The sequence below is a fragment of the Enterobacter sp. NFIX58 genome (assembly GCF_900110475.1).
Lineage (GTDB): Bacteria > Pseudomonadota > Gammaproteobacteria > Enterobacterales > Enterobacteriaceae > Enterobacter > Enterobacter quasiroggenkampii.
Genome location: NZ_FODW01000002.1, coordinates 230,386 through 251,302, shown reverse-complemented (window position 1 = coordinate 251,302; position 20,917 = coordinate 230,386). Strand labels below are relative to the sequence as shown.

At 56.5% G+C, this 20,917-nt stretch carries 20 protein-coding genes; 11 read left to right on the top strand and 9 right to left on the bottom strand.

What is annotated here, in order from left to right; translation table 11 throughout:
- Positions 1-18: 18 nt before the first annotated feature.
- Together BMW97_RS10790 and BMW97_RS10785 are read right to left on the bottom strand one after the other, a co-directional pair.
- Complete coding sequence (locus BMW97_RS10790) at positions 19-1,248, bottom strand: amino acid permease (RefSeq protein WP_045909904.1); 1,230 nt, start codon at positions 1,246-1,248, stop codon at positions 19-21.
- Positions 1,249-1,367: 119 nt separating this feature from the next.
- Complete coding sequence (locus BMW97_RS10785) at positions 1,368-1,829, bottom strand: multidrug/biocide efflux PACE transporter (protein ID WP_023333288.1); 462 nt, start codon at positions 1,827-1,829, stop codon at positions 1,368-1,370.
- 105 nt (positions 1,830-1,934) lie between these two features.
- Here BMW97_RS10785 and BMW97_RS10780 point away from each other — a divergent pair, with 105 nt between their 5' ends.
- The 6 genes from BMW97_RS10780 (at position 1,935) to BMW97_RS10755 (ending at position 8,526) form a co-directional block, all read left to right on the top strand.
- Entirely contained in the window at positions 1,935-2,801 is an 867-nt protein-coding gene (locus tag BMW97_RS10780; RefSeq protein WP_045909903.1) for a LysR family transcriptional regulator, read from the top strand.
- A gap of 93 nt (positions 2,802-2,894) precedes the next feature.
- Positions 2,895-4,073, top strand: coding sequence for an acetyl-CoA C-acetyltransferase (locus BMW97_RS10775; protein ID WP_045415627.1), 1,179 nt, complete (start codon positions 2,895-2,897; stop codon positions 4,071-4,073).
- Between the two features lie 235 nt (positions 4,074-4,308).
- Complete coding sequence (gene kduI / locus BMW97_RS10770; protein ID WP_045909902.1) at positions 4,309-5,145, top strand: 5-dehydro-4-deoxy-D-glucuronate isomerase; 837 nt, start codon at positions 4,309-4,311, stop codon at positions 5,143-5,145.
- A 63-nt stretch (positions 5,146-5,208) separates the two neighbouring features.
- Entirely contained in the window at positions 5,209-5,970 is a 762-nt protein-coding gene (gene kduD / locus BMW97_RS10765; protein ID WP_045909901.1) for a 2-dehydro-3-deoxy-D-gluconate 5-dehydrogenase KduD, read from the top strand.
- Between the two features lie 314 nt (positions 5,971-6,284).
- The gene (locus tag BMW97_RS10760; RefSeq protein ID WP_045909900.1) at positions 6,285-7,700 is read left to right on the top strand and encodes an arabinose-proton symporter AraE; all 1,416 of its coding nucleotides are present in this window, start codon (positions 6,285-6,287) and stop codon (positions 7,698-7,700) included.
- 133 nt (positions 7,701-7,833) lie between these two features.
- The gene (locus BMW97_RS10755) at positions 7,834-8,526 is read left to right on the top strand and encodes an aspartate/glutamate racemase (protein WP_045909899.1); all 693 of its coding nucleotides are present in this window, start codon (positions 7,834-7,836) and stop codon (positions 8,524-8,526) included.
- 14 nt (positions 8,527-8,540) lie between these two features.
- On the opposite strand, the gene BMW97_RS10750 is transcribed toward BMW97_RS10755, so the two are convergent.
- Positions 8,541-8,933 (bottom strand): winged helix-turn-helix transcriptional regulator, encoded by a 393-nt coding sequence (locus BMW97_RS10750; protein ID WP_074180413.1) that lies wholly within the window; start codon positions 8,931-8,933, stop codon positions 8,541-8,543.
- Positions 8,934-9,120: 187 nt separating this feature from the next.
- Here BMW97_RS10750 and BMW97_RS10745 point away from each other — a divergent pair, with 187 nt between their 5' ends.
- Positions 9,121-9,672, top strand: coding sequence for a flavodoxin family protein (locus BMW97_RS10745; protein ID WP_173647440.1), 552 nt, complete (start codon positions 9,121-9,123; stop codon positions 9,670-9,672).
- 19 nt (positions 9,673-9,691) lie between these two features.
- Here BMW97_RS10745 and BMW97_RS10740 read toward each other — a convergent pair whose 3' ends face one another.
- Positions 9,692-10,624: a LysR family transcriptional regulator gene (locus BMW97_RS10740; protein ID WP_069720001.1), complete on the bottom strand. Its 933-nt coding sequence runs from the start codon at positions 10,622-10,624 to the stop codon at positions 9,692-9,694.
- A gap of 121 nt (positions 10,625-10,745) precedes the next feature.
- Here BMW97_RS10740 and lysA point away from each other — a divergent pair, with 121 nt between their 5' ends.
- Positions 10,746-12,008: a diaminopimelate decarboxylase gene (gene lysA / locus BMW97_RS10735; protein ID WP_045909895.1), complete on the top strand. Its 1,263-nt coding sequence runs from the start codon at positions 10,746-10,748 to the stop codon at positions 12,006-12,008.
- Here the strand turns inward: lysA and BMW97_RS10730 are convergent.
- Positions 11,978-13,015, bottom strand: coding sequence for a LacI family DNA-binding transcriptional regulator (locus tag BMW97_RS10730; protein ID WP_045909894.1), 1,038 nt, complete (start codon positions 13,013-13,015; stop codon positions 11,978-11,980). The genes lysA and BMW97_RS10730 overlap by 31 nt on opposite strands.
- Positions 13,016-13,235: 220 nt before the next feature.
- Between BMW97_RS10730 and BMW97_RS10725 the strand changes: the two genes are divergently transcribed.
- Positions 13,236-13,721, top strand: coding sequence for a GNAT family N-acetyltransferase (locus BMW97_RS10725; RefSeq protein WP_045909893.1), 486 nt, complete (start codon positions 13,236-13,238; stop codon positions 13,719-13,721).
- On the opposite strand, the gene galR is transcribed toward BMW97_RS10725, so the two are convergent.
- Entirely contained in the window at positions 13,682-14,698 is a 1,017-nt protein-coding gene (gene galR, locus BMW97_RS10720) for an HTH-type transcriptional regulator GalR (RefSeq protein WP_021242019.1), read from the bottom strand. The genes BMW97_RS10725 and galR overlap by 40 nt on opposite strands.
- Before the next feature lie 425 nt (positions 14,699-15,123).
- Between galR and aas the strand changes: the two genes are divergently transcribed.
- Positions 15,124-17,283 carry a bifunctional acyl-ACP--phospholipid O-acyltransferase/long-chain-fatty-acid--ACP ligase gene (gene aas, locus BMW97_RS10715; protein ID WP_045909892.1) on the top strand — a complete coding sequence of 720 codons (2,160 nt, stop codon included), beginning with the start codon at positions 15,124-15,126 and terminating at the stop codon, positions 17,281-17,283.
- A complete protein-coding gene (lplT, locus tag BMW97_RS10710; protein WP_045909891.1) occupies positions 17,276-18,469 on the top strand; it encodes a lysophospholipid transporter LplT in 1,194 nt (397 codons plus the stop codon). Before aas ends, lplT begins: the two co-directional genes overlap by 8 nt.
- Before the next feature lie 92 nt (positions 18,470-18,561).
- On the opposite strand, the gene BMW97_RS10705 is transcribed toward lplT, so the two are convergent.
- The 3 genes from BMW97_RS10705 to mutH all read right to left on the bottom strand — a co-directional run bounded on the left by BMW97_RS10705 (position 18,562) and on the right by mutH (position 20,773).
- On the bottom strand, positions 18,562-19,602 hold the full coding sequence (locus tag BMW97_RS10705) for an NADP(H)-dependent aldo-keto reductase (RefSeq protein WP_023309049.1): 1,041 nt from the start codon (positions 19,600-19,602) through the stop codon (positions 18,562-18,564).
- 131 nt (positions 19,603-19,733) lie between these two features.
- Positions 19,734-19,952 carry a YgdI/YgdR family lipoprotein gene (locus BMW97_RS10700; protein WP_008499668.1) on the bottom strand — a complete coding sequence of 73 codons (219 nt, stop codon included), beginning with the start codon at positions 19,950-19,952 and terminating at the stop codon, positions 19,734-19,736.
- Positions 19,953-20,080: 128 nt separating this feature from the next.
- Positions 20,081-20,773 (bottom strand): DNA mismatch repair endonuclease MutH, encoded by a 693-nt coding sequence (gene mutH / locus BMW97_RS10695; protein WP_045909890.1) that lies wholly within the window; start codon positions 20,771-20,773, stop codon positions 20,081-20,083.
- Between the last annotated feature and the right edge of the window lie 144 nt (positions 20,774-20,917).

Here is a 20,917-nt window from a genome sequence, read left to right as displayed (position 1 = left end):
CCGGGCATCAAAGAGGGGTTAGCCGACGAACATTACCGACACGCACAGCACCCCGACGATCAGCGTCAGCAGGTTGCCAATGGAGCGGTACGGTTTCAGGGAGGGGATCAGATACGTCGACAGCGTCGGCATGATAAACAGGATCATGGCGATAAGCGGGCCGCTGATGGCGTAAATCATCGAAATGGCGTTAGGGTTAATGCAGCAGACGGCAAAGGTGATTAACGACACCCCCATAATGGAAATCGCGCGGTTAAAGGCACGGCTCTTTTTCACTCCCACCTGATTCAGCGACGACTTCACGATCTCCGTCGCCCCTTCAATCACCCCAAAATAGGTGCCGAGGAACGATTTCGACATCGCAATTATCGCCACGACAATCCCGGAAATTCCCAGCCACGCCGGTGAAGAGGGCATCATCGACAGCGCGGACAGGATCGTCACCCCTTCCTCTTTGGCGGCCACGATGTACGACGGCGGAATAGAGAGCAGGCAGCTGAAGACAAAGAACAGCACGCTCAGGCAGATAATCAAGTACGCCACCTTCATGATTTTCTTGCATTTATCCATGGCGCCGTCGCCAAATTTCTCGCGACGGTCAACGGCAAACGTGGAGATAATCGGGGTATGGCTGAACGCAAATACCATCACCGGAATCGAAATCCAGACCTGGTGCAGCGTGTGGCGATCGACGGCCATCTGGCTGGTCAGCAGCGAGGGCTGCCAGCTGCCGATCAGATAGAGCGAGACAAACAGGAAATAGGCAATCAGCGGAAACACCAGGAAGCCCATCACTTTTATCGTGATATGCCGTCCCATCAGGAAGATCAGATTCAGGACCAGCACCACGCCCAGGCTGACCAGCACGCGAACGGCGGTATCCACCGTCAGGTGTTTTCCCAGCTGCTCGGTTAACGAGTTGGTGATGGCCACCGCATAAATCTGCACCACCACAAAGAAGGCGATGAAATAGAGCGTGGTGATCAGGTTGCCGATCTTCCGGCCGTAATAGTGCGAAACGGCGCCGGTGATCCCTTCGTTGCCTTTCGTTTTCGACGAGAGGATAAATTGCGCCAGCGCTTTGTGCGGCCAGTAGGTTAAGGGATAGGCCACGAGGGCGGTAATAAACAGGACGATTGCGCCTGCGGAGCCCAGCTGAATGGGCAGGAAGAGCGTTCCTGCGCCCACGGCCGTGCCGTAGAGAGCGAAACTCCAGAGAGTCTCATCTTTTGACCAAATTTTCGACATTAGAGCAACGTATCAACTATCAAACCATCAGAATGGAGTGCAATTTACCATAGTTATGCACGGAGAGCGCAGTTGCTTCGAAGGCGTTTGGCCGGAACGGACGTCCGGCCAGAAGGCGTTTAGCCTGCCAGGGCGCGTCGTTGCTGGCGGCGCTTAAGAAATTTCTCGCGGAGGCAATCGTACGCCCAGTTATAGAACATGGTGTACGGCAGGAAGAACAGGAAGAAACCTATTTCCAGTGTGAATGCCTGCAGCAGGGTGACGCCCAGTACGGCGGCGACAATCGACACGCCAATCACAATAAACCCGCATTCGAAACCCAGCGCATGCAGCGCACGCACTTTTGCCGTACGTTTGACGCGCTGAACGGGCCAGAAACGGTCGAAGCCGAAGTTATAAATAATGTTCCACAGCATGGCGGTGGTCGCCAAAATAATGGTCAACCCACCCATTTCCACCACGGAACGCTGCATGAGCCACGCCGCCGTAGGGGCGAGGATCGCCGTCGCGATCCCTTCAAAACAGACAGCATGAAAGATCCGCTCCGGCAGTTTACGTTGGAGTGCATCCTGATGTTGCATAGCGATAGACCTCGTTAATTCGCCGGTATGGGCGTTGATGTGGCCTATTTTCATCGCTAAAGCTGATATATTAAAGATAGTATCCATCGCTAAAGTAGATAGGTTATGCGCTATTCACCCGAAGCCCTTACCGCGTTTGTCGAGACCGTTGCGGCAGGCTCTTTCTCTGCGGCCGCACGCCGGCTGCGTAAAAGCCAGTCGACGGTCAGCACGTCCATAGCCCATCTTGAAGCCGATCTGGGCTTCGAGCTGTTTGACCGCTCGGCACGCCAGCCGGTGTTAACGGCCCAGGGAGAACAGGTGCTGGGCTATGTGCAGGCTATACTCGCCGCCAGCACGCGGCTGGATGAGCTGGCGGTGTCGCTATCGGCGCAAACGGAGGCGCGTCTGACGTTTGTCCTTTCTGATACCCTCAACCCGGACGTGCTGGAAGAGATGATGAAACAGTTTGACGCGCGCTTTCCCCATACGGAATTCGAATGTCTGATTGGCGAGGAGGAGGACGTGATCGATCTGCTGCAAAAGGAGCGCGCGCAGATTGGCCTCACCGAGGCGCGAGACGGTTATCCTACGGATATCGGCGCTATCCGGCTGCCGATGCAGACCCGCATGGCGATCTATGTCGCGACCACGCATCCGCTCGCCGGACAACATGACGTTCAGCGTGACGAGCTGCACGGCTGGCGAGAGCTGCGGCTGAGCACCTATCTTGAGCGCGAGGCGGAGATCGCGCGCGGGCCCGTCTGGTCAGCCCCGAATTACCTGTTACTCTTGAGTATGGCGGTACAGGGATTTGGCTGGTGCGTCTTGCCGTGCGCGCTGGTGGATGAGTTTGCCGCCGCGAAATCCCTGGTACAGCTCAATGTTCCCGGCTGGCCGCGGGCGATCGGCATCGATCTGCTGTGGAATAAGCGATCCCCTCCCGGCGTTGCCGGAAGCTGGCTGCGGCAGTATCTGCAGGATGCACGCTGATCCTTGTGATTAAACTCACTATTTTTAAACAATTAAGATAATTACCAGTAACAATCCTCTACTATCGTCATGTCATTTAACACAGAGGTCGTGATGAAAGATGTCGTAATAGTGGGTGCGTTGCGTACAGCTATCGGCTGTTTTCAGGGAGCGCTTGCGCGTCACTCGGCGGTTGACCTGGGGAGCGTGGTGGTGAAAGCGCTCGTGGAACGTAGCGGGATCGCAGCACATGAAGTTGACGAGGTGATTCTGGGACAGGTCCTCACGGCCGGTGCCGGGCAAAACCCTGCGCGTCAGGCGGCGCTGAAGGGCGGGCTGCCCAATACCGTCTCCGCTATCACCATTAACGACGTCTGTGGTTCAGGGTTAAAAGCGCTGCATCTCGCGACGCAGGCCATTCAGTGTGGTGAGGCGGACGTGATCATTGCGGGCGGGCAGGAGAATATGAGCCGCGCGCCGCACGTGTTGACCGACAGCCGCACCGGCGCACAGCTGGGCAACAGTCAGTTGCTCGACAGCCTGGTGCATGACGGGCTGTGGGATGCCTTCAACGATTATCATATGGGCGTGACGGCGGAAAATCTGGCGCGCGAGTACGGTATCAGCCGTGAGGTGCAGGACGCCTATGCGCTGAGCTCGCAGCAAAAAGCGCGTGCGGCGATTGATTCCGGTCGTTTTCGCGACGAAATTGTCCCGGTCAGCGCGCTGCGTCAGAACGGCGAGGTGATGGTTGTGGATACCGATGAACAGCCGCGCACCGACGCCAGCGCTGAAGGGCTGGCCAGGCTGAATCCTGCTTTTGAAATGCAGGGCTCGGTGACGGCAGGAAATGCCTCTTCCATTAACGACGGCGCTGCCGCCGTCATGATGATGAGCGAAAGCAAAGCCCTCGAACTCGATCTTCCCGTGCTGGCCCGCATTAAGGCATTCGCCAGCGTGGGGGTTGATCCTGCGCTAATGGGGATCGCGCCGGTCTACGCCACCCGTCGCTGTCTGGAGCGTGCGGGGTGGCAGCTTTCTGATGTGGATCTGATCGAAGTGAACGAAGCCTATGCTGCGCAGGCGATCTCCGTCGGAAAAATGCTGGAGTGGGATCCGCTGCGGGTTAACGTGAACGGTGGGGCGATCGCGCTGGGGCACCCGATTGGGGCGTCCGGCTGCCGGATCCTGGTTTCGCTGGTCCACGAAATGAAAAAGCGCAATGCCCGCAAAGGGATTGCCACGCTCTGTATCGGCGGCGGGCAAGGGGTGGCGCTGGCCATCGAACGCTAACCTTTCCTTATTGAAAAGACCTCCTCCGGGAGGTTTTTTTGTGCCCTTTTTCTCCCGTCGGTTTAATTGTGATCCGAACATCATTTCCGTTATAAACAAAAATAAAAAATGAAACGTTGTTTTAAATGTAATTGAAAAGCTCACTTTATGCCGATAGTATGTGCTTATTATGAAAAACGGAACGCTGTTTCGTTTTACTTCCCGCCTTCGGGCATGACCACATCTGGAGGTTACCGTGGACGTCAGAGAAAGCATCCACAGCGCGCACGCCAAAACGCTGGATACTCAGGGGCTGCGCAAGGCATTTTTAGTCGAGCAGATATTCGAGGCCGACAGGTACACCATGGTTTACAGCCATATCGACCGCATTATTGTGGGCGGCATTATGCCCGTAACGAAAACCGTCTCCGTGGGCGGCGAGGTCGGTAAACAGCTGGGCGTGAATTATTTCCTCGAGCGTCGCGAGCTGGGGGTGATTAACATTGGCGGACCGGGCACCATCACCGTAGACGGACAGTGCTATGAGATTGGCCATCGCGAGGCACTGTACGTAGGTAAAGGGGCGAAAGACGTGGTCTTTGCCAGCATCGATGCCAGCAAGCCTGCGAAGTTTTACTACAACTGCGCGCCGGCTCACACCACCTGTCCAACCAAAAAAGTGACCACGGCAGACGTCGCGCCCGTGACGCTGGGCGACAACCTCACCAGCAACCGCCGCACCATCAATAAATATTTCGTGCCGGACGTGCTGGAGACCTGTCAGCTCAGCATGGGGTTGACCGAGCTTGCGCCAGGGAATCTGTGGAACACCATGCCGTGCCATACCCACGAGCGCCGGATGGAAGTCTACTTCTACTTCAACATGGATGAGGACGCCTGCGTGTTCCACATGATGGGACAGCCGCAGGAAACGCGCCATATCGTGATGCACAACGAGCAGGCGGTGATTTCGCCGAGCTGGTCTATTCACTCCGGCGTTGGGACAAAAGCCTACACCTTTATCTGGGGAATGGTGGGCGAAAACCAGGTCTTTGATGATATGGACCATGTTGCGGTCAGCGATCTGCGCTAGTCGCGGGCGGTGAAGCGTAAACCTGCCTGTGAGTGACAGGCTCTGAAAGAGTAAGGAATAAACATGATTCTGGATGCATTCTCTCTGCAGGGGAAAGTGGCGGTGGTTTCCGGATGTGACACCGGGCTGGGTCAGGGGATGGCGTTAGGCCTGGCGGAAGCGGGCTGCGATATCGTCGGGATTAATATCGTTGAACCGACGGAAACCATCGAACGCGTGACGGCGCTGGGTCGCCGTTTCCTGAGCCTGACCGCCGACCTGCGTAAAATCGATGCCATTCCTGAACTGCTGGATCGCGCGGTGGCGGAATTCGGCCATATCGACATTTTGGTCAACAACGCCGGGCTGATTCGCCGTGAAGATGCGATCAACTTCAGTGAACGCGACTGGGATGACGTGATGGATTTGAACATCAAGAGCGTATTTTTCATGTCCCAGGCGGCGGCAAAGCACTTTATCGCGCAGGGGAACGGCGGCAAGATCGTGAATATTGCCTCCATGCTCTCGTTCCAGGGCGGTATCCGCGTGCCGTCTTACACCGCGTCTAAAAGCGCCGTGATGGGCGTGACCCGCCTGCTGGCGAACGAATGGGCGAAGCATAATATTAATGTGAATGCCATTGCGCCGGGTTACATGGCGACCAACAACACCCAGCAGCTGCGTTCAGACGAGCAGCGCAGCGCGGAAATCCTCGACCGCATTCCGGCGGGGCGCTGGGGGCTTCCGCGCGATCTGATGGGGCCGGTGGTCTTTCTGGCCTCGTCGGCATCGGACTATATCAACGGCTACACCGTGGCGGTTGATGGCGGCTGGCTGGCACGTTAATTCCACCTGCATGACGAACCTCTGCCCTCGGGTGGAGGTTTTTTTTTGGCTAAAAATTGCCATTATCCATATGACATAAGATGAAAAATCCATACTGAAAATTCATAAATGACGCGTATCACAGTTTTATTGCTTAAATATTAGGTAATTAATAAAAAACGGTGTGATTTCAGCATTAGTTGAAATTGTAATGTCCATCACAGATCGTGATGCCATAGCGAAATAATCCATATCTTCACGAATTCCCGCCTGACACTTTTCTTCACTATCTCGTAATTTCATTTAACGAATTTTGCTGTTGAGGCAGGAAAAATATGACATCTATAAATGACTCTACCCTAATGCCCGCTGCGCTGCGCGATACCCGGCGCATGAATCAGTTTGTCTCCATTGCCGCTGCCGTGGCGGGCCTGTTATTTGGACTGGATATTGGCGTCATTGCCGGTGCATTACCGTTTATTACCGATCACTTTACCCTGAGCAGCCGCCTGCAGGAGTGGGTGGTGAGCAGCATGATGCTGGGCGCGGCCATCGGCGCGCTGTTCAACGGCTGGCTCTCGTTTCGTCTGGGGCGCAAATACAGCCTGATGGCCGGGGCGATTCTGTTTGTCGCCGGCTCCATTGGCTCCGCGTTTGCCGCAAACGTTGAGGTTCTGCTGCTTTCCCGCGTACTGCTGGGCGTGGCGGTGGGGATTGCCTCCTATACGGCACCGCTTTATCTCTCCGAAATGGCGAGTGAGAACGTGCGCGGGAAGATGATCAGCATGTATCAGCTGATGGTCACGCTGGGTATTGTGCTGGCGTTCCTTTCTGACACGTACTTCAGCTACAGCGGCAACTGGCGCGCAATGCTTGGCGTGCTGGCGCTGCCAGCGGTGGTGCTGATTGTCTTAGTGATTTTCCTGCCGAACAGCCCGCGCTGGCTGGCGCAAAAAGGGCGCCACGTGGAGGCAGAAGAGGTGCTGCGCATGCTGCGCGATACCTCCGAAAAAGCCCGCGAAGAGCTGAACGAGATCCGCGAAAGCCTGAAGCTCAAGCAGGGGGGCTGGGCGCTGTTTAAAATCAACCGCAACGTGCGCCGGGCGGTCTTCCTCGGCATGCTGCTGCAGGCGATGCAGCAGTTCACCGGCATGAACATCATCATGTACTACGCGCCGCGCATATTCAAAATGGCCGGGTTCACCACCACGGAACAGCAGATGATCGCCACCCTGGTGGTCGGGCTGACCTTCATGTTCGCCACCTTTATTGCCGTATTCACCGTGGACAAGGCGGGCCGCAAACCGGCGCTCAAAATTGGCTTCAGCGTGATGGCGCTCGGCACGCTGATCCTCGGCTACTGCCTGATGCAGTTTGATAACGGCACGGCCTCCAGCGGACTTTCCTGGCTTTCTGTCGGGATGACCATGATGTGTATCGCAGGCTACGCGATGAGCGCCGCGCCCGTAGTGTGGATCCTGTGCTCCGAAATCCAGCCGCTTAAATGCCGTGACTTTGGCATCACCTGCTCCACGACCACCAACTGGGTATCGAACATGATCATCGGTGCGACTTTCCTGACGCTGCTGGACGCGATTGGCGCAGCGGGAACGTTCTGGCTCTATACGGTGCTGAACGTGGCGTTTATTGGCATCACGTTCTGGCTGATCCCGGAGACTAAAGGCGTGACGCTGGAACACATCGAGCGCAAGCTGATGGCCGGGGAGAAGCTGCGGAACATCGGCGTGTGATCGTATTGCCTGTCTACGTATTCCAGCGTATGCAGGCGATAACCGATATTGGTTTAACAAGGCGCTGAACAGAGCGCCTTTTTTTATTGGCATCGGTTATGTTAAAAGAAGAAATCAACGAAAAGGAGGGATGATGAAAACGATCGGCCTGTTAGGTGGAATGAGCTGGGAATCGACAATCCCTTATTATCGCCTGATTAACGAAGGGGTGAAGCAGCGTCTGGGTGGTCTGCACTCCGCAAGCCTGCTCCTGCACAGCGTGGATTTCCATGAAATCGAAGCCTGCCAGTCGAGCGGCGAGTGGGATAAAGCCGGGGAGATCCTGGCCCAGGCGGCGCTCGGGCTTGAGCGGGCCGGCGCCGAGGGGGTAGTGCTGTGTACCAATACCATGCACAAGGTGGCGTCGCATATTGAGAACCGCTGCTCGCTGCCGTTCCTGCATATCGCTGACGCGACCGGGCGTGCAATTGCGGCATCCGGGATGCGCCGCGTAGCGCTGCTGGGCACACGCTACACCATGGAGCAGGATTTCTACCGCGGGCGCTTACACAGCGAGTTTGGGATCGAAAGTCTGATCCCGGAAGAAGAAGACCGGGCGCGCATCAATCAGATTATCTTTGACGAGCTCTGCCTTGGAACCTTCAGTGAAACCTCCCGCGCCTTCTATGTCAGCGTCATCGAGAAACTCGCGCAGCAGGGGGCCGAAGGGGTGATCTTTGGCTGCACGGAGATCGGTTTACTGGTACCCGTTGAGCGAAGCCCTCTCCCGGTATTTGATACCACCGCTATCCATGCTGCGGATGCCGTGGCGTTTATGTTGTCCTGAGCGTCCGGTTCTGGTTACGTGTTGGCGGCGTCATAAGCGGATTGTGCCGCCACAATAGCATCAATATTATTTTCCACCCAGTGCGCCAGCACCGTCACCGTTTCAGTTAACGTCTGGCCAAGCGGTGTCAGGCTGTACTCGACTGTGACAGGTACCGTGGCGAATATCTTTCGCGACACCAGCCCATCTCGTTCCAGCTTGCGTAAAGACTGGGTCAGCACCTTTTTGGTGATTCGCTGAATATCGCGTTGAAGATGATTAAAGCGCATCGGTCCATTCTCAAGGCGCGCAAGGATTAACAGTGCCCACTTATCGGCGATACGCGTCAGCACGCCGCGTGTCGGGCAGCGCTCATCGAACACGTTGTAAGGAGGCATCTCCTTTTTCAATACTGCTGTAGGGGTCATGGTGGTTCCCTCGAGGTAACCAGGTGAGATAAAAGTGCCTTCTTACGCCCGTGAATATTTGCGTGTATAAAACGACGTAAGGTTTCTATTTGATACCAGGGAACCGAAAATGGCAACGGGCTCGCAGAGCAATTTTAAAATCGTCTTAATCGTTTGACTCACAAGGCAATATTGCATCAGGAGATAAATCATGAGCGTTGTAGTTATCTATTATTCTGGCTACGGTCATACTAAACGCGTTGCAGAAACAGTCGCCGAGGGCGCGCAGGCTGAGCTGATCGCCATTGACAGCAATGGCGATATTCAGGAAAGCGACTGGCAAAAACTCAACGATGCTAAAGCGATTATTTTTGGCGCGCCAACCTACATGGGAAGCGTACCGTGGCAGTTTAAGAAATTCGCTGATGCGACCTCTAAAGCCTGGTTCGTGCGTAGCTGGCAGGACAAAGTGTTCGCGGGCTTCAGCAACAGCGCCAGCCTGAACGGTGATAAGCAGGTGTCGTTACAATACCTGCAAACGCTGGCCTCTCAACACGGTGGGATTTGGGTGAGTCTGGGGCTACCGCCGTCAAATACGCTTGCCGCTACCCGTCAGGACATTAATAATCTGGGCGGTTCTGTTGGTTTACTGGTGCAGTCTCCTTCAGATGCTGATGCTGGCGCCATTGCCAGCGGCGATCTGCAAACCGCGGTGAAATTCGGCGAGCGTGTAGCGGCTATTGCGAAACGTTTTAACTGAGTGTTCAGGCGCCCGCTGTTTAGTGGGGCGTCTGATTCAACATCTTATTCAGCCGGTCGGTCAACATACTTAGCCCTCCTTGCAGATGCTCACTGAACGCCTCCACCAGCGCCGACGCCGGGCGATGCAATGGGCGGATTAGGCTCACGGTAAAAGGAACCGAGACGCTAAACCGACGCACAACAATTCCACTTTCCGCATAGTCCAGCGCCGTAAGCGGATTCACCACCGCGACGCCGACGCCTGCGCGCACCATCGCACAAATCGAGGCCGCGCTGTGCGTTTCTACCACCATTCGCCGTTTTACCTGATGCTCGGCAAACAGGGTATCCAGCAGCTGTCGATAACTGTCGGTCTGCGACAGGCTAATATAGTTTTCCCCATGGAAATCTTCCGGCGTGAGTACCGCCTTACCGGCAAGCCGATGTCCGGCGGGCAGAACGCACACTTCATCTAATGAGAGCAACTCCGTGCGCGCCGTGCCCGCTGGGGAGGAGAGGGTCTCGGTTATCCCTAAATCATGACGCTGAGCCGAAAGCCACTCTTCAAGCAGGGGAGACTCCTGCGGCACGATGGTGAGGCTGACCTCCGGATAGCGGGCCAGAAAGGGCTGGAGCAGCATCGGCAAAAAGGATTGCGAGAAGACGGGCAGGCAGACAATCGACAGCTCGCCCTGGCGAAACTCGCGCAGGCTTTCCGCGGCACTCACTATTCTGTCCAGCCCGTACCAGGAGCGCTGGACTTCCTCAAACAGACGTAACCCCTGTACCGTCGGGTGAAGCCTGCCCCGCGTGCGTTCGAACAGCTTCAGCCCCAGCACTTTCTCGAAGCGGGCCAGCTCGCGGCTTACCGTCGGCTGCGAGGTATGCAGCATCTGTGCGGCTTCGGTGAGATTACCGGTGGTCATCACGGCGTGGAAAATCTCGATATGGCGTAAATTGACGGCGGGCATAGGGCACCTGAAAGCAGAGAACTGTCCATATCATTTTTGCATAGACTCGCGATAAAACGATATTTTTTATTCTCTTTGCGCTGTGGCGTAATCATCAAAACGCATTTATCCGGAGAAGACCATGCCACGCCCGCTGAACCAGACTGATACCGATTTGAATGCCGACAACCTGCTGCGCCTGCCTGCCGAGTTTGGCTGCCCGGTGTGGGTCTACGACGCGCAGATCGTCCGCGAGAAGATCGCCGCCCTGCATCAGTTCGACGTGGTGCGTTTTGCCCAGAAGGCCTGCTCCAATATTCATATTCTGCGCCTGATGCGCGAGCAGGGCGTGAAGGTGGACTCCGTTTCACTCGGCGAAATCGAGCGCGCGCTGGCGGCCGGATACGATCCGAAAGCCGACAGCGACGCGATCGTCTTTACCGCCGATGTGATCGACGATGCGACGCTGGCGCGCGTTCACGAGCTGCAGATCCCGGTGAATGCCGGTTCTGTGGATATGCTGGAGCAGCTGGGTCAGGTTTCTCCCGGCCATCGCGTCTGGCTGCGCGTGAACCCGGGCTTTGGTCATGGCCACAGCCAAAAAACCAATACCGGAGGCGAAAACAGCAAGCACGGGATCTGGTATGCCGATATGCCTGCCGCGCTGGAGGTATTACAACGCTACAGCCTGAAGCTGGTGGGGATTCATATGCACATTGGATCAGGGGTGGATTACGGCCACCTGGAGCAGGTGTGCGGCGCGATGGTGCGTCAGGTTGTCGACTTCGGTCAGGATCTGGAGGCGATCTCTGCGGGCGGCGGTCTCTCCATTCCTTATCGCGAAGGGGAAGAGGCGATCGATACCGATCACTATTACGGTCTGTGGAGCGCCGCGCGCGATCAAATCGCCGCGCATCTTGGCCACGCGGTAAAACTGGAAATTGAGCCGGGCCGTTTCCTGGTGGCGGAAGCCGGTGTGCTGGTTTCGCAGGTGCGCAGCGTGAAGGAGATGGGGTCTCGCCACTTCGTACTGATTGACGCGGGCTTTAACGACCTGATGCGTCCGTCCATGTACGGTAGCTATCACCACATTACCGCCCTGGCTGCCGACGGCCGTGATTTAACGCAGGCGCCGCGCGTTGAGACGGTCGTTGCGGGGCCGCTGTGCGAATCGGGTGACGTGTTTACCCAGCAGGAAGGCGGCAAAGTGGAGACCCGCGCGCTGCCAGAGGTCAAGCCGGGGGATTACCTTGTGCTGCACGACACCGGCGCGTACGGGGCGTCTATGTCCTCTAACTACAATAGCCGCCCGCTGCTGCCGGAAGTGCTGTTTGATAACGGCAAGGCGCGGCTGATCCGCCGTCGCCAGACCATTCAGGAACTGCTGGCTTTAGAACTCATCTGAGTAAAGTAGGGCCCGGTGGTGACCGAATCGCGTAAGACCAGCGTGCCGGTAAACGGCGGGATGGCATCGACCGGCTGGTTTCTTGCCAGCCGGATCGCCTGATCGATGGCGGTGACAATCATATTGTCGATGGGCAGATAAACCGATGAGAGCGCAGGCTCCAGCCATTTCGCGCTTGGGGCATCGTCAAAGCCGAACAGTGAAATATCCTGCGGGATTTTAAGCCCCGCCTGGTGCAACGCTTTGGACGCGCCCAGCGCCATGTCGTCGTTACAGGCAAACAGGGCGCTAAACGATACACCGTCGGCAATCAATTCCTTGCACAGCTCATATCCCCCGGTCATTCCCGCATCGCCGTACTTAATCCGACGCTCGTCCAGACGGATGCCGTGCTTTTCCAGCGCCTTGCGATAGCCCATCAGCCTCGCTTTCCCGGTTGGGGTATGGATCGGGACGGTGATACAGGCGATCTCCCGATGACCCTGTTCGATCAGATAATCCACAGCCTTAAATGCGGCATCCTGCTGTTCGAAGAACACGCAGCGATCCGGCGCCTGGCTCACTTCACGGTTAATGACCACCAGCGGTGTTTTTACCGAGTTCATCAGTTTGATGATCGCTTTTTCGCTCATATAGCGCGTATAAAGCACGATGGCATCGCACTGGCGATCGGCCAGCATCTGCACCGCCTGTTCTTCCTGTTCCGGCGCGTCGTGACCGTCGGTGACGATCAGCTGTTTCCCGTGGGTTTCAGTCTGCCGCGACGCCTGCTGGAGAAGGCGGCCAAAGTAAAAGCCGTCGAAGGTCGAGACGACCAGACCAATGCTGTTGCTGGTCTGGTTAGCCAGCGAGCGTGCGAGAAAGTTCGGCCGATAGCCCAGCTCTTCCATCGCAGCAAACACCTGCTGACGCGTACTCTCTTTAACCTGACCCGTGCCGTTCAGCACGCGCGATACCGTGGCCTTCGACACGCCCGCGCGCAGTGAGACATCCAGCATTGTTGCCATTCTACATTCCTGCTTCCACGTAATGATCTGCAGTTTAACACAGAGCTTACGCCGTATAAGCGATGCGGGAAGCGCAAAAATTCCGCCACGATCACGCTTTTTGGTAACGATTCGTCAGGCCTGCCTGAAGTCAAACTAAATAGTCTGACTCTGGTAAAATAATCGCCAATCGAGCTGGAGACGTCAGGCCAGCCCATTAATGAGAATACGCAGGTGAAACGTGAAAAAGACAGTTATCCTCCCGCTCTACGATGCACCGCAGTATGCTGAGCAGGTTACCGACTGGATCTGGCAGGCCTTTGGCGAAGGGCTTCCCCGGGAATTTTTCCACAGTATTGTTGAGCACAGCCAGACGCCGGGGGCATTACCGTTGACGTTTATTGCCGTTGAGGACGAAAAGCTTCTTGGTACGGTGGGGCTCTGGCGCTGCGATTTGATCACCCGACAGGATCTCTGTCCGTGGCTGGCGGCGCTGTACGTTGACGACGCGGCGCGAGGCAAGGGGCTGGCGGGAGAACTTCAGCGGCATGTTATCGCTTACGCCGCGCAGTTCGGGTATGAGGAGCTCCATCTCTGGTCTGCCTGCCGCGACTTCTACGAACGTTACGGCTGGCAGTATATCGGTGATGGGCTGGAATACCCCAACACGCGGGTTCACCTCTACCGTTATTCGCTCTGCGCTTCTGCAGGTGACGCAACGGAGTGACGACGGACCAGCGTCGGGCTAAACAGATGCGTTATTTCCGGCGGCTGACGCTGTTCAGCCAGCGCGAGTGCCAGCTCGGCGGCCTGCGTTGCCATGGTGATGATAGGGTAGCGCACGGTAGTCAGCCGCGGGCGAACGTAGCGGGAGACCAGCACGTCGTCGAAGCCAATCAGCGAAATTTCGGCCGGTACCTCAATCCCGTTGTCATTCAACACCCCCATCGCCCCTGCGGCCATGGAGTCGTTATAGCTGGCAACCGCCGTGAAATTCCTTCCGCGACCCAGCAGCTCGGTCATGGCCTGTTCTCCGCCGCTCTCATCCGGTTCGCCGTAGGCCACCAGACGGTCATTACACGGCAGCCCGTTTTCACGCAGGGCGTCGTAGTAGCCCTGCAGGCGATCCTCCGCATCGGAAATCGGGTGATTGGAACAGAGATAACCAATTCGGGTATGGCCCTGCTGAATCAGGTGCCGCGTGGCAAGCCAGGCGCCGTAGCGGTCGTCGAGGGCCACACAGCGTTTCTCAAAACCGGGAATGATACGGTTGATAATCACCATGCCCGGCATCTGCTTCATCAGATGAATCAGTTCGGCATCCGGGATCATTTTGGCGTGAACCACCAGCGCCGCACAGCGGTGGCGGATCAGCTGTTCAATGGCCTGGCGTTCCTTTTGTTCGTTATGATAGCCATTGCCGATCAGCAAAAAATTGCCTGTCTGATAAGAAACCTGTTCAACCGCTTTCACCATGGCGCCGAAAAAGGGATCGGAAACATCCCCCACCACCAGCCCGATGGTTTCTGTCGACTGCTGGGCGAGCGCGCGGGCATTGGCATTGGGATGATAATTCAGGGATTCCATGGCGCTTTGTACCGCCTGACGTGATGCGTCACTGGCTTTTGGTGAATCATTAATTACGCGCGAGACGGTTGCCACCGACACGCCTGCCAGACGGGCCACATCCTTTATTGTCGCCATTCATTACCTTCTTATTGGGGGTAAGCGTTTACACACCAAATAGTGTTGCGGAAAAGCGGCGTGCATTCAAGGGGAGCGGATTTTCGCGCTCCACAAACGTGACGCAGCACACCCCTGGCGGTGTAATCGTTACACGCCCAGTCATGTCTGAAGAATGTGAATCTGAACCTTTAGTTACACTTTGCCTCAGGCTGTTGCGATTGTCCGATAGCAAGGGTGTTAAAGAGGTTGATACAGTTGAGATCCCAGAGGTATTGATTGGTGAGAATTCTTAGTACGGTTTCGTACTCATCTCTTGCACCAACCTGCGCGGATGCGCAGGTTTTTTTTCGCCTCCACTTTTGCTGTCGCTCCCTTACCACTTCTCGTGTAATCTGCCACCATTTACTATCGACCCTCCACACTGGCTGGCAAAGGGAGTTGAGATGCTATTTGGGTTCTTCCGTACGCTTTTCCGTATTCTGTTTCGCATCCGCATCACCGGCGATGCCCGGGCGCTTCGCGGCGAACGCGTTCTCATCACACCAAACCATGTTTCCTTTATAGACGGCATTCTGCTGGCGCTGTTTTTGCCCGTGCGCCCGGTGTTTGCGGTGTATACCTCCATCAGCCAGCAGTGGTACATGCGCTGGCTCACGCCGTTGATTGATTTTGTCCCGCTCGACCCGACAAAACCGATGATGATTAAACATCTGGTACGCCTGGTCGAGCAGGGGCGCCCGGTGGTCATTTTCCCGGAAGGGCGTATCTCCGTGACCGGTTCGCTGATGAAAATATACGACGGCGCGGGGTTTGTCGCGGCGAAGTCAAAAGCGACCGTGGTGCCGCTGCGTATTGAAGGCGCGGAGCTGACCCATTTCAGCCGTCTCAAGGGGCTGGTGAAGCAGCGTCTGTTCCCCAAAATCACGCTGCATATCCTGCCGCCAACGTCGTTACCGATGCCCGACGCGCCGCGTGCCCGCGATCGCCGTAAAATCGCCGGGGAAATGCTGCATCAGATTATGATGGAAGCGCGTATGGCCGTGCGACCGCGCGAAACGCTGTACGAATCCCTGCTTTCCGCGCAGTACCGCTATGGCGCGAAGAAAAACTGCATCGAAGACATCAACTTTACCCCGGATACCTATCGCAAACTGCTGACCAAGACCCTGTTTGTGGGCCGTATTCTGGAGAAGTACAGCAAAAAGGGCGAAAAGATTGGCCTGATGCTGCCTAACGCGGGCATCAGCGCGGCGGTGATTTTCGGCGCGGTTTCCCGGGGCCGGATCCCGGCGATGATGAACTACACGGCGGGCGTGAAGGGGCTGACCAGCGCCATTACTGCCGCTCAGATTAATACCGTCTTTACCTCCCGTCAGTTTCTGGACAAAGGCAAACTCTGGCACCTTCCCGAGCAGCTCACCCAGGTGCGCTGGGTCTTCCTGGAGGATCTGAAAGCGGACGTGACCACCGGCGACAAGCTGTGGATATTTGCGCATCTGCTGGTGCCGCGTCTGGCGCAAGTCAAACAGCAGCCGGAAGATGACGCCATTATCCTCTTCACGTCAGGCTCAGAGGGCAACCCGAAAGGCGTCGTCCACAGCCACAAGAGCATTCTGGCGAACGTTGAGCAGATTAAAAGCATCGCCGACTTTACCGCGAACGACCGCTTTATGTCGGCGCTGCCGCTGTTCCACTCCTTTGGCCTGACGGTGGGGCTGTTCACGCCGCTCCTGACCGGCGCAGAAGTGTTCCTCTACCCGAGCCCGCTGCATTACCGCATTGTGCCGGAGCTGGTGTATGACCGTAACTGTACCGTTCTGTTCGGGACCTCAACCTTCCTGGGGAACTATGCGCGCTTTGCCAATCCGTATGATTTTTATCGTGTGCGGTATGTGGTGGCTGGCGCGGAAAAACTGCAGGAGAGCACGCGCCAGATCTGGCAGGACAAGTTTGGTCTGCGCATTCTCGAAGGCTATGGCGTTACCGAGTGTGCGCCCGTGGTCTCGATTAACGTGCCGATGGCGGCGAAACCGGGCACGGTTGGCCGAATTCTGCCGGGGATGGACGCGCGTCTGCTGGCGGTGCCGGGCATTGAGGACGGTGGCCGCCTGCAGCTGAAAGGGCCAAACGTGATGAACGGGTATCTGCGCGTGGAAAATCCGGGCGTGCTGGAAGCGCCGACGGCGGAAAACGTCAACGGCGAGGTTGAAACCGGCTGGTACGACACCGGGGATATCGTCCGTTTCGATGAACAGGGCTTTGTACAGATTCAGGGACGCGCGAAACGCTTCGCCAAAATTGCCGGCGAAATGGTCTCTCTGGAAATGGTGGAGCAACTGGCGACGGCCGTGTCCGCCGAGAAGATGCACGCCACGGTGGTTAAGAGCGATGCCAGCAAAGGCGAGGCGCTGGTGCTGTTTACGACCGACGGTGAGCTTAAGCGCGACAGGTTACTGAGCTATGCGCGTGAACACGGTATTCCTGAACTGGCCGTGCCGCGCGATATTCGCTACCTGAAACAGCTCCCGGTACTGGGCAGCGGGAAGCCAGATTTCGTGACCCTGAAAGGCATGGTTGAAGAGGCGGAACAGCAAAATGCGTGAGTCAGTACACACTAACACTTCACTCAGGTCGAAAGGCATGATGGCCGTCATTGCCGCGCAGTTTCTCTCTGCGTTCGGCGATAACGCGCTGCTGTTTGCCACGCTGGCGCTGCTGAAAGCCGAGTTTTACCCCGACTGGAGTCAGCCGATCCTGCAGATGGTGTTTGTGGGCGCTTACATTATTTTTGCTCCATTTGTGGGGCAGGTGGCGGACAGTTTCCCGAAAGGCCGGGTGATGATGTTTGCCAACGGTCTCAAGCTGCTGGGGGCGGCCAGCATTTGCTTTGGCTTCAATCCGTTTATTGGCTACACGCTGGTGGGCATTGGCGCCGCCGCCTACTCCCCGGCGAAGTACGGTATCCTCGGAGAGCTGACCACCGGGGATAAGCTGGTCAAAGCCAATGGTCTGATGGAGTCATCTACTATTGCCGCTATCCTGATTGGCTCCGTTGCGGGCGGCGTGCTGGCCGACTGGCATGTGCTGGCGGCACTGGGCGTGTGTGCGGTGGTGTATGGCGGGGCGGTCGTGGCGAACCTGTTTATTCCGAAGCTGCCTGCGGCTCGCCCGGGTCAATCCTGGCGATTTAAACCGATGACCGGCAGTTTCTTTACCGCCTGCCGCGTGCTGTGGCGTAACGGTGAAACGCGTTTCTCCCTGATGGGGACCAGCATGTTCTGGGGCGCGGGCGTCACCCTGCGCTTCCTGCTGGTTCTGTGGGTGCCCGTGGCGCTGGGCATTACTGATAATGCGACGCCAACCTATCTTAATGCGATGGTGGCCATCGGCATTGTGGTTGGGGCGGGCGCGGCGGCGAAGCTGGTCACGCTGGAGACGGTCGCACGCTGCATGCCCGCAGGGATCCTGATTGGCGTCGTGGTGCTTATCTTCTCGCTGCAGCATGCGTTATTGCCCGCGTATGCCCTCCTCATCCTGATTGGTATTCTGGGGGGCTTCTTCGTGGTGCCGCTGAATGCGTTACTGCAGGAACGGGGCAAGCAGACCGTCGGGGCGGGGAATGCCATTGCGGTACAAAACCTGGGTGAAAACCTGGCGATGCTGTTAATGCTGGGGCTTTACTCGCTGGCGGTAAAAGTGGGTGTGCCGGTGGTGGGGATTGGCGTCGGGTTTGGCGGGCTGTTTGCGATTGCGATTGCTGCATTATGGCTCTGGCAACGTCGCCGTTGATATATAGCCGGGTGACGGCTTCGCCTTACCCGGCCTGGGTTTGAGCACCTGTAGGCCCGGTAAGCGTAGCGCCACCGGGCAAAAGCGTCAGGCTATGGTGCAGGATAAGTATAAACCTGATGCACCGCTTCAATCTCCGCTAACACCTCTTCACTCAGGTTCAGGTGGAAACTCTCAATATTGGTTTTCAGCTGTTCCATCGTGGTTGCGCCCAGCAGGGTACTGGCAACAAACGGCTGACGACGCACGAAGGCCAGCGCCATCTGCGCAGGGTCAAGACCGTGACGCTTCGCGATATCCACATAAGCGGCAACGGCTTTCTGCGTCTGCTCGCCGCTGTAGCGGGTAAAGCGGCTAAAGAGGGTGTTACGCGCCCCGGCCGGTTTCGCGCCGTTCAGGTATTTCCCCGTCAGGGTGCCGAAGCCGAGGCAGGAGTAAGCAAGCAGTTCCACTTCTTCATACTGCGTCACTTCGGCCAGACCCACTTCATAGCTGCGGTTAAGCAGGCTGTACGGATTCTGAATAGTCACGATACGCGGCAGATCGTGCTTATCCGCCAGGTGCAGATAGCGCATGACTCCAAAGGCCGTTTCGTTAGACACGCCAATGTAGCGTATTTTCCCCGCACGCTGGCATTCGGTCAGCGCTTCCAGCGTTTCCAGCAGCGTCACCGCGGGGGCGCTCTCATTCCAGCTGTACCCGAGCTTGCCAAAGCAGTTGGTTGGCCGCTGCGGCCAGTGTACCTGGTACAGGTCGAGATAGTCGGTTTGCAGGCGCTTGAGGCTGGCGTCCAGCGCGGCGCGGATATTTTTGCGATCGAGGATCTGGTTCGGGCGGATCCCGGTATCGTTGTTGCGCGCGGGGCCGCTGACTTTGGAGGCAATCACCAGCTTTTCACGGTTGCCGCGTTTTGCCAGCCAGTTACCGACGTAGGTTTCGGTAAGTCCCTGCGTCTCAGGACGTGGCGGAACAGGGTACATCTCTGCGACATCAATCAGGTTAATGCCCTGGCTGACGGCATAATCGAGTTGTGCATGGGCATCGGCTTCGCTGTTTTGTTCACCAAATGTCATCGTGCCCAACCCCAGTTGGCTAATTTCCAGAGCGCTGTGGGGGATACGGTGATAATGCATAGCCGGCTTCCTCAGTAGACATATAAACCGCGTCAGGGCGTACCCGACAAAGGAATATAAACATGGCAGAGGGGAAGCAAAAGGGGAAGAAAAAAATCAAAAAGGCCAGCAAGCGACTGACCTCTCTCTGATTATCGCTCGATAATTTGCGATACTTCGTCGCGATTGATCTGCATTTTATTACCTTCCTGGTCGCGGTAGCTGACCAGACCGGTATCATCGTCGACTTCGGGTTTACCGTCGGTCAGGATCATTCGACCATCTTTTGTCGCCATGACGTAATCGCTGCTACAGCCCGATACGGCAAACGCTAAACCGACTGCTGACACTAATACTGCCCATTTTTTCATCGTTATCGTCCTCATCTGGCTTGTATCAAATCATAATCTAGTATTAACCCGATATGGCGAGTTGAGGAAGCGGTAAAATCTTAAAAAGCAGTCGATTATGTTTGAGAGCTCTCAAAATAAGTAAAAAACTATGTTTTCAACAGGAAATGACGTGCGAGTAGTGCGCCGGTGAAATTCTTTTTGAGATAAAAACCGCGCGGCAACGTCAGTATCGGCTCACCCTGCGCGCCGATCGCCTCGGTAAGGGCTTTACTGTTGGCGGCTTTTGGGCGCAGCTGTAATACCTCTCCGTGTCGGGCGGTGATGCGCTCAACCTGCCCAAGAACAATCATGTCCATCAGCTCCTCCCAGTCCAGACGCAGCTGATGCTCCTCATTCTCGTCCGGGCTCCAGAGCAGCGGCGCGCCAACGCGACGGTCGGCCAGGGGAATCTGACGTTCACCCTCAACCGGTACCCACAATACGCGCTTCAGCTTGTGACGAACGTGGCTGGTTTCCCACGTTACGCCGGTATTGCCGGTTAATGGCGCAACGCAGACAAAGGTGGTCTCAAGCGGCTTGCCCTGACGGTCAACAGGAATGGTTTTTAGCTCCACGCCAAGGGCTGCAAAATCTTGCTCAGGTTTGCTCCCTGCGCTGGCACCCAGCCACAGCTCCAGCAGCATGCCGATCCAGCCTTTATCCCGTTTCAGATCCTTCGGGATCGGAAGCCCGGCCATTGCTGCCAGCTCGCCAAGCGAAAAACCGGCCAGACGCTGTGCCTGCAGTAGCAACTGGCTCTCGCTGGACGGTGGTGAGCCCAAGGGTGTAAGCGGATGCATGACGGTAACCTTTTGATTAAAAAATAAACGAAGAAATTGTCCCCTGTGGATAGAGTTTAACTTTTTCTGTACCAATATGACATCTCTATGATTTATAGGTTTTTTTATTGGTCTGAAATCGTTTCGCCTGGGTGGAAAAAGCGG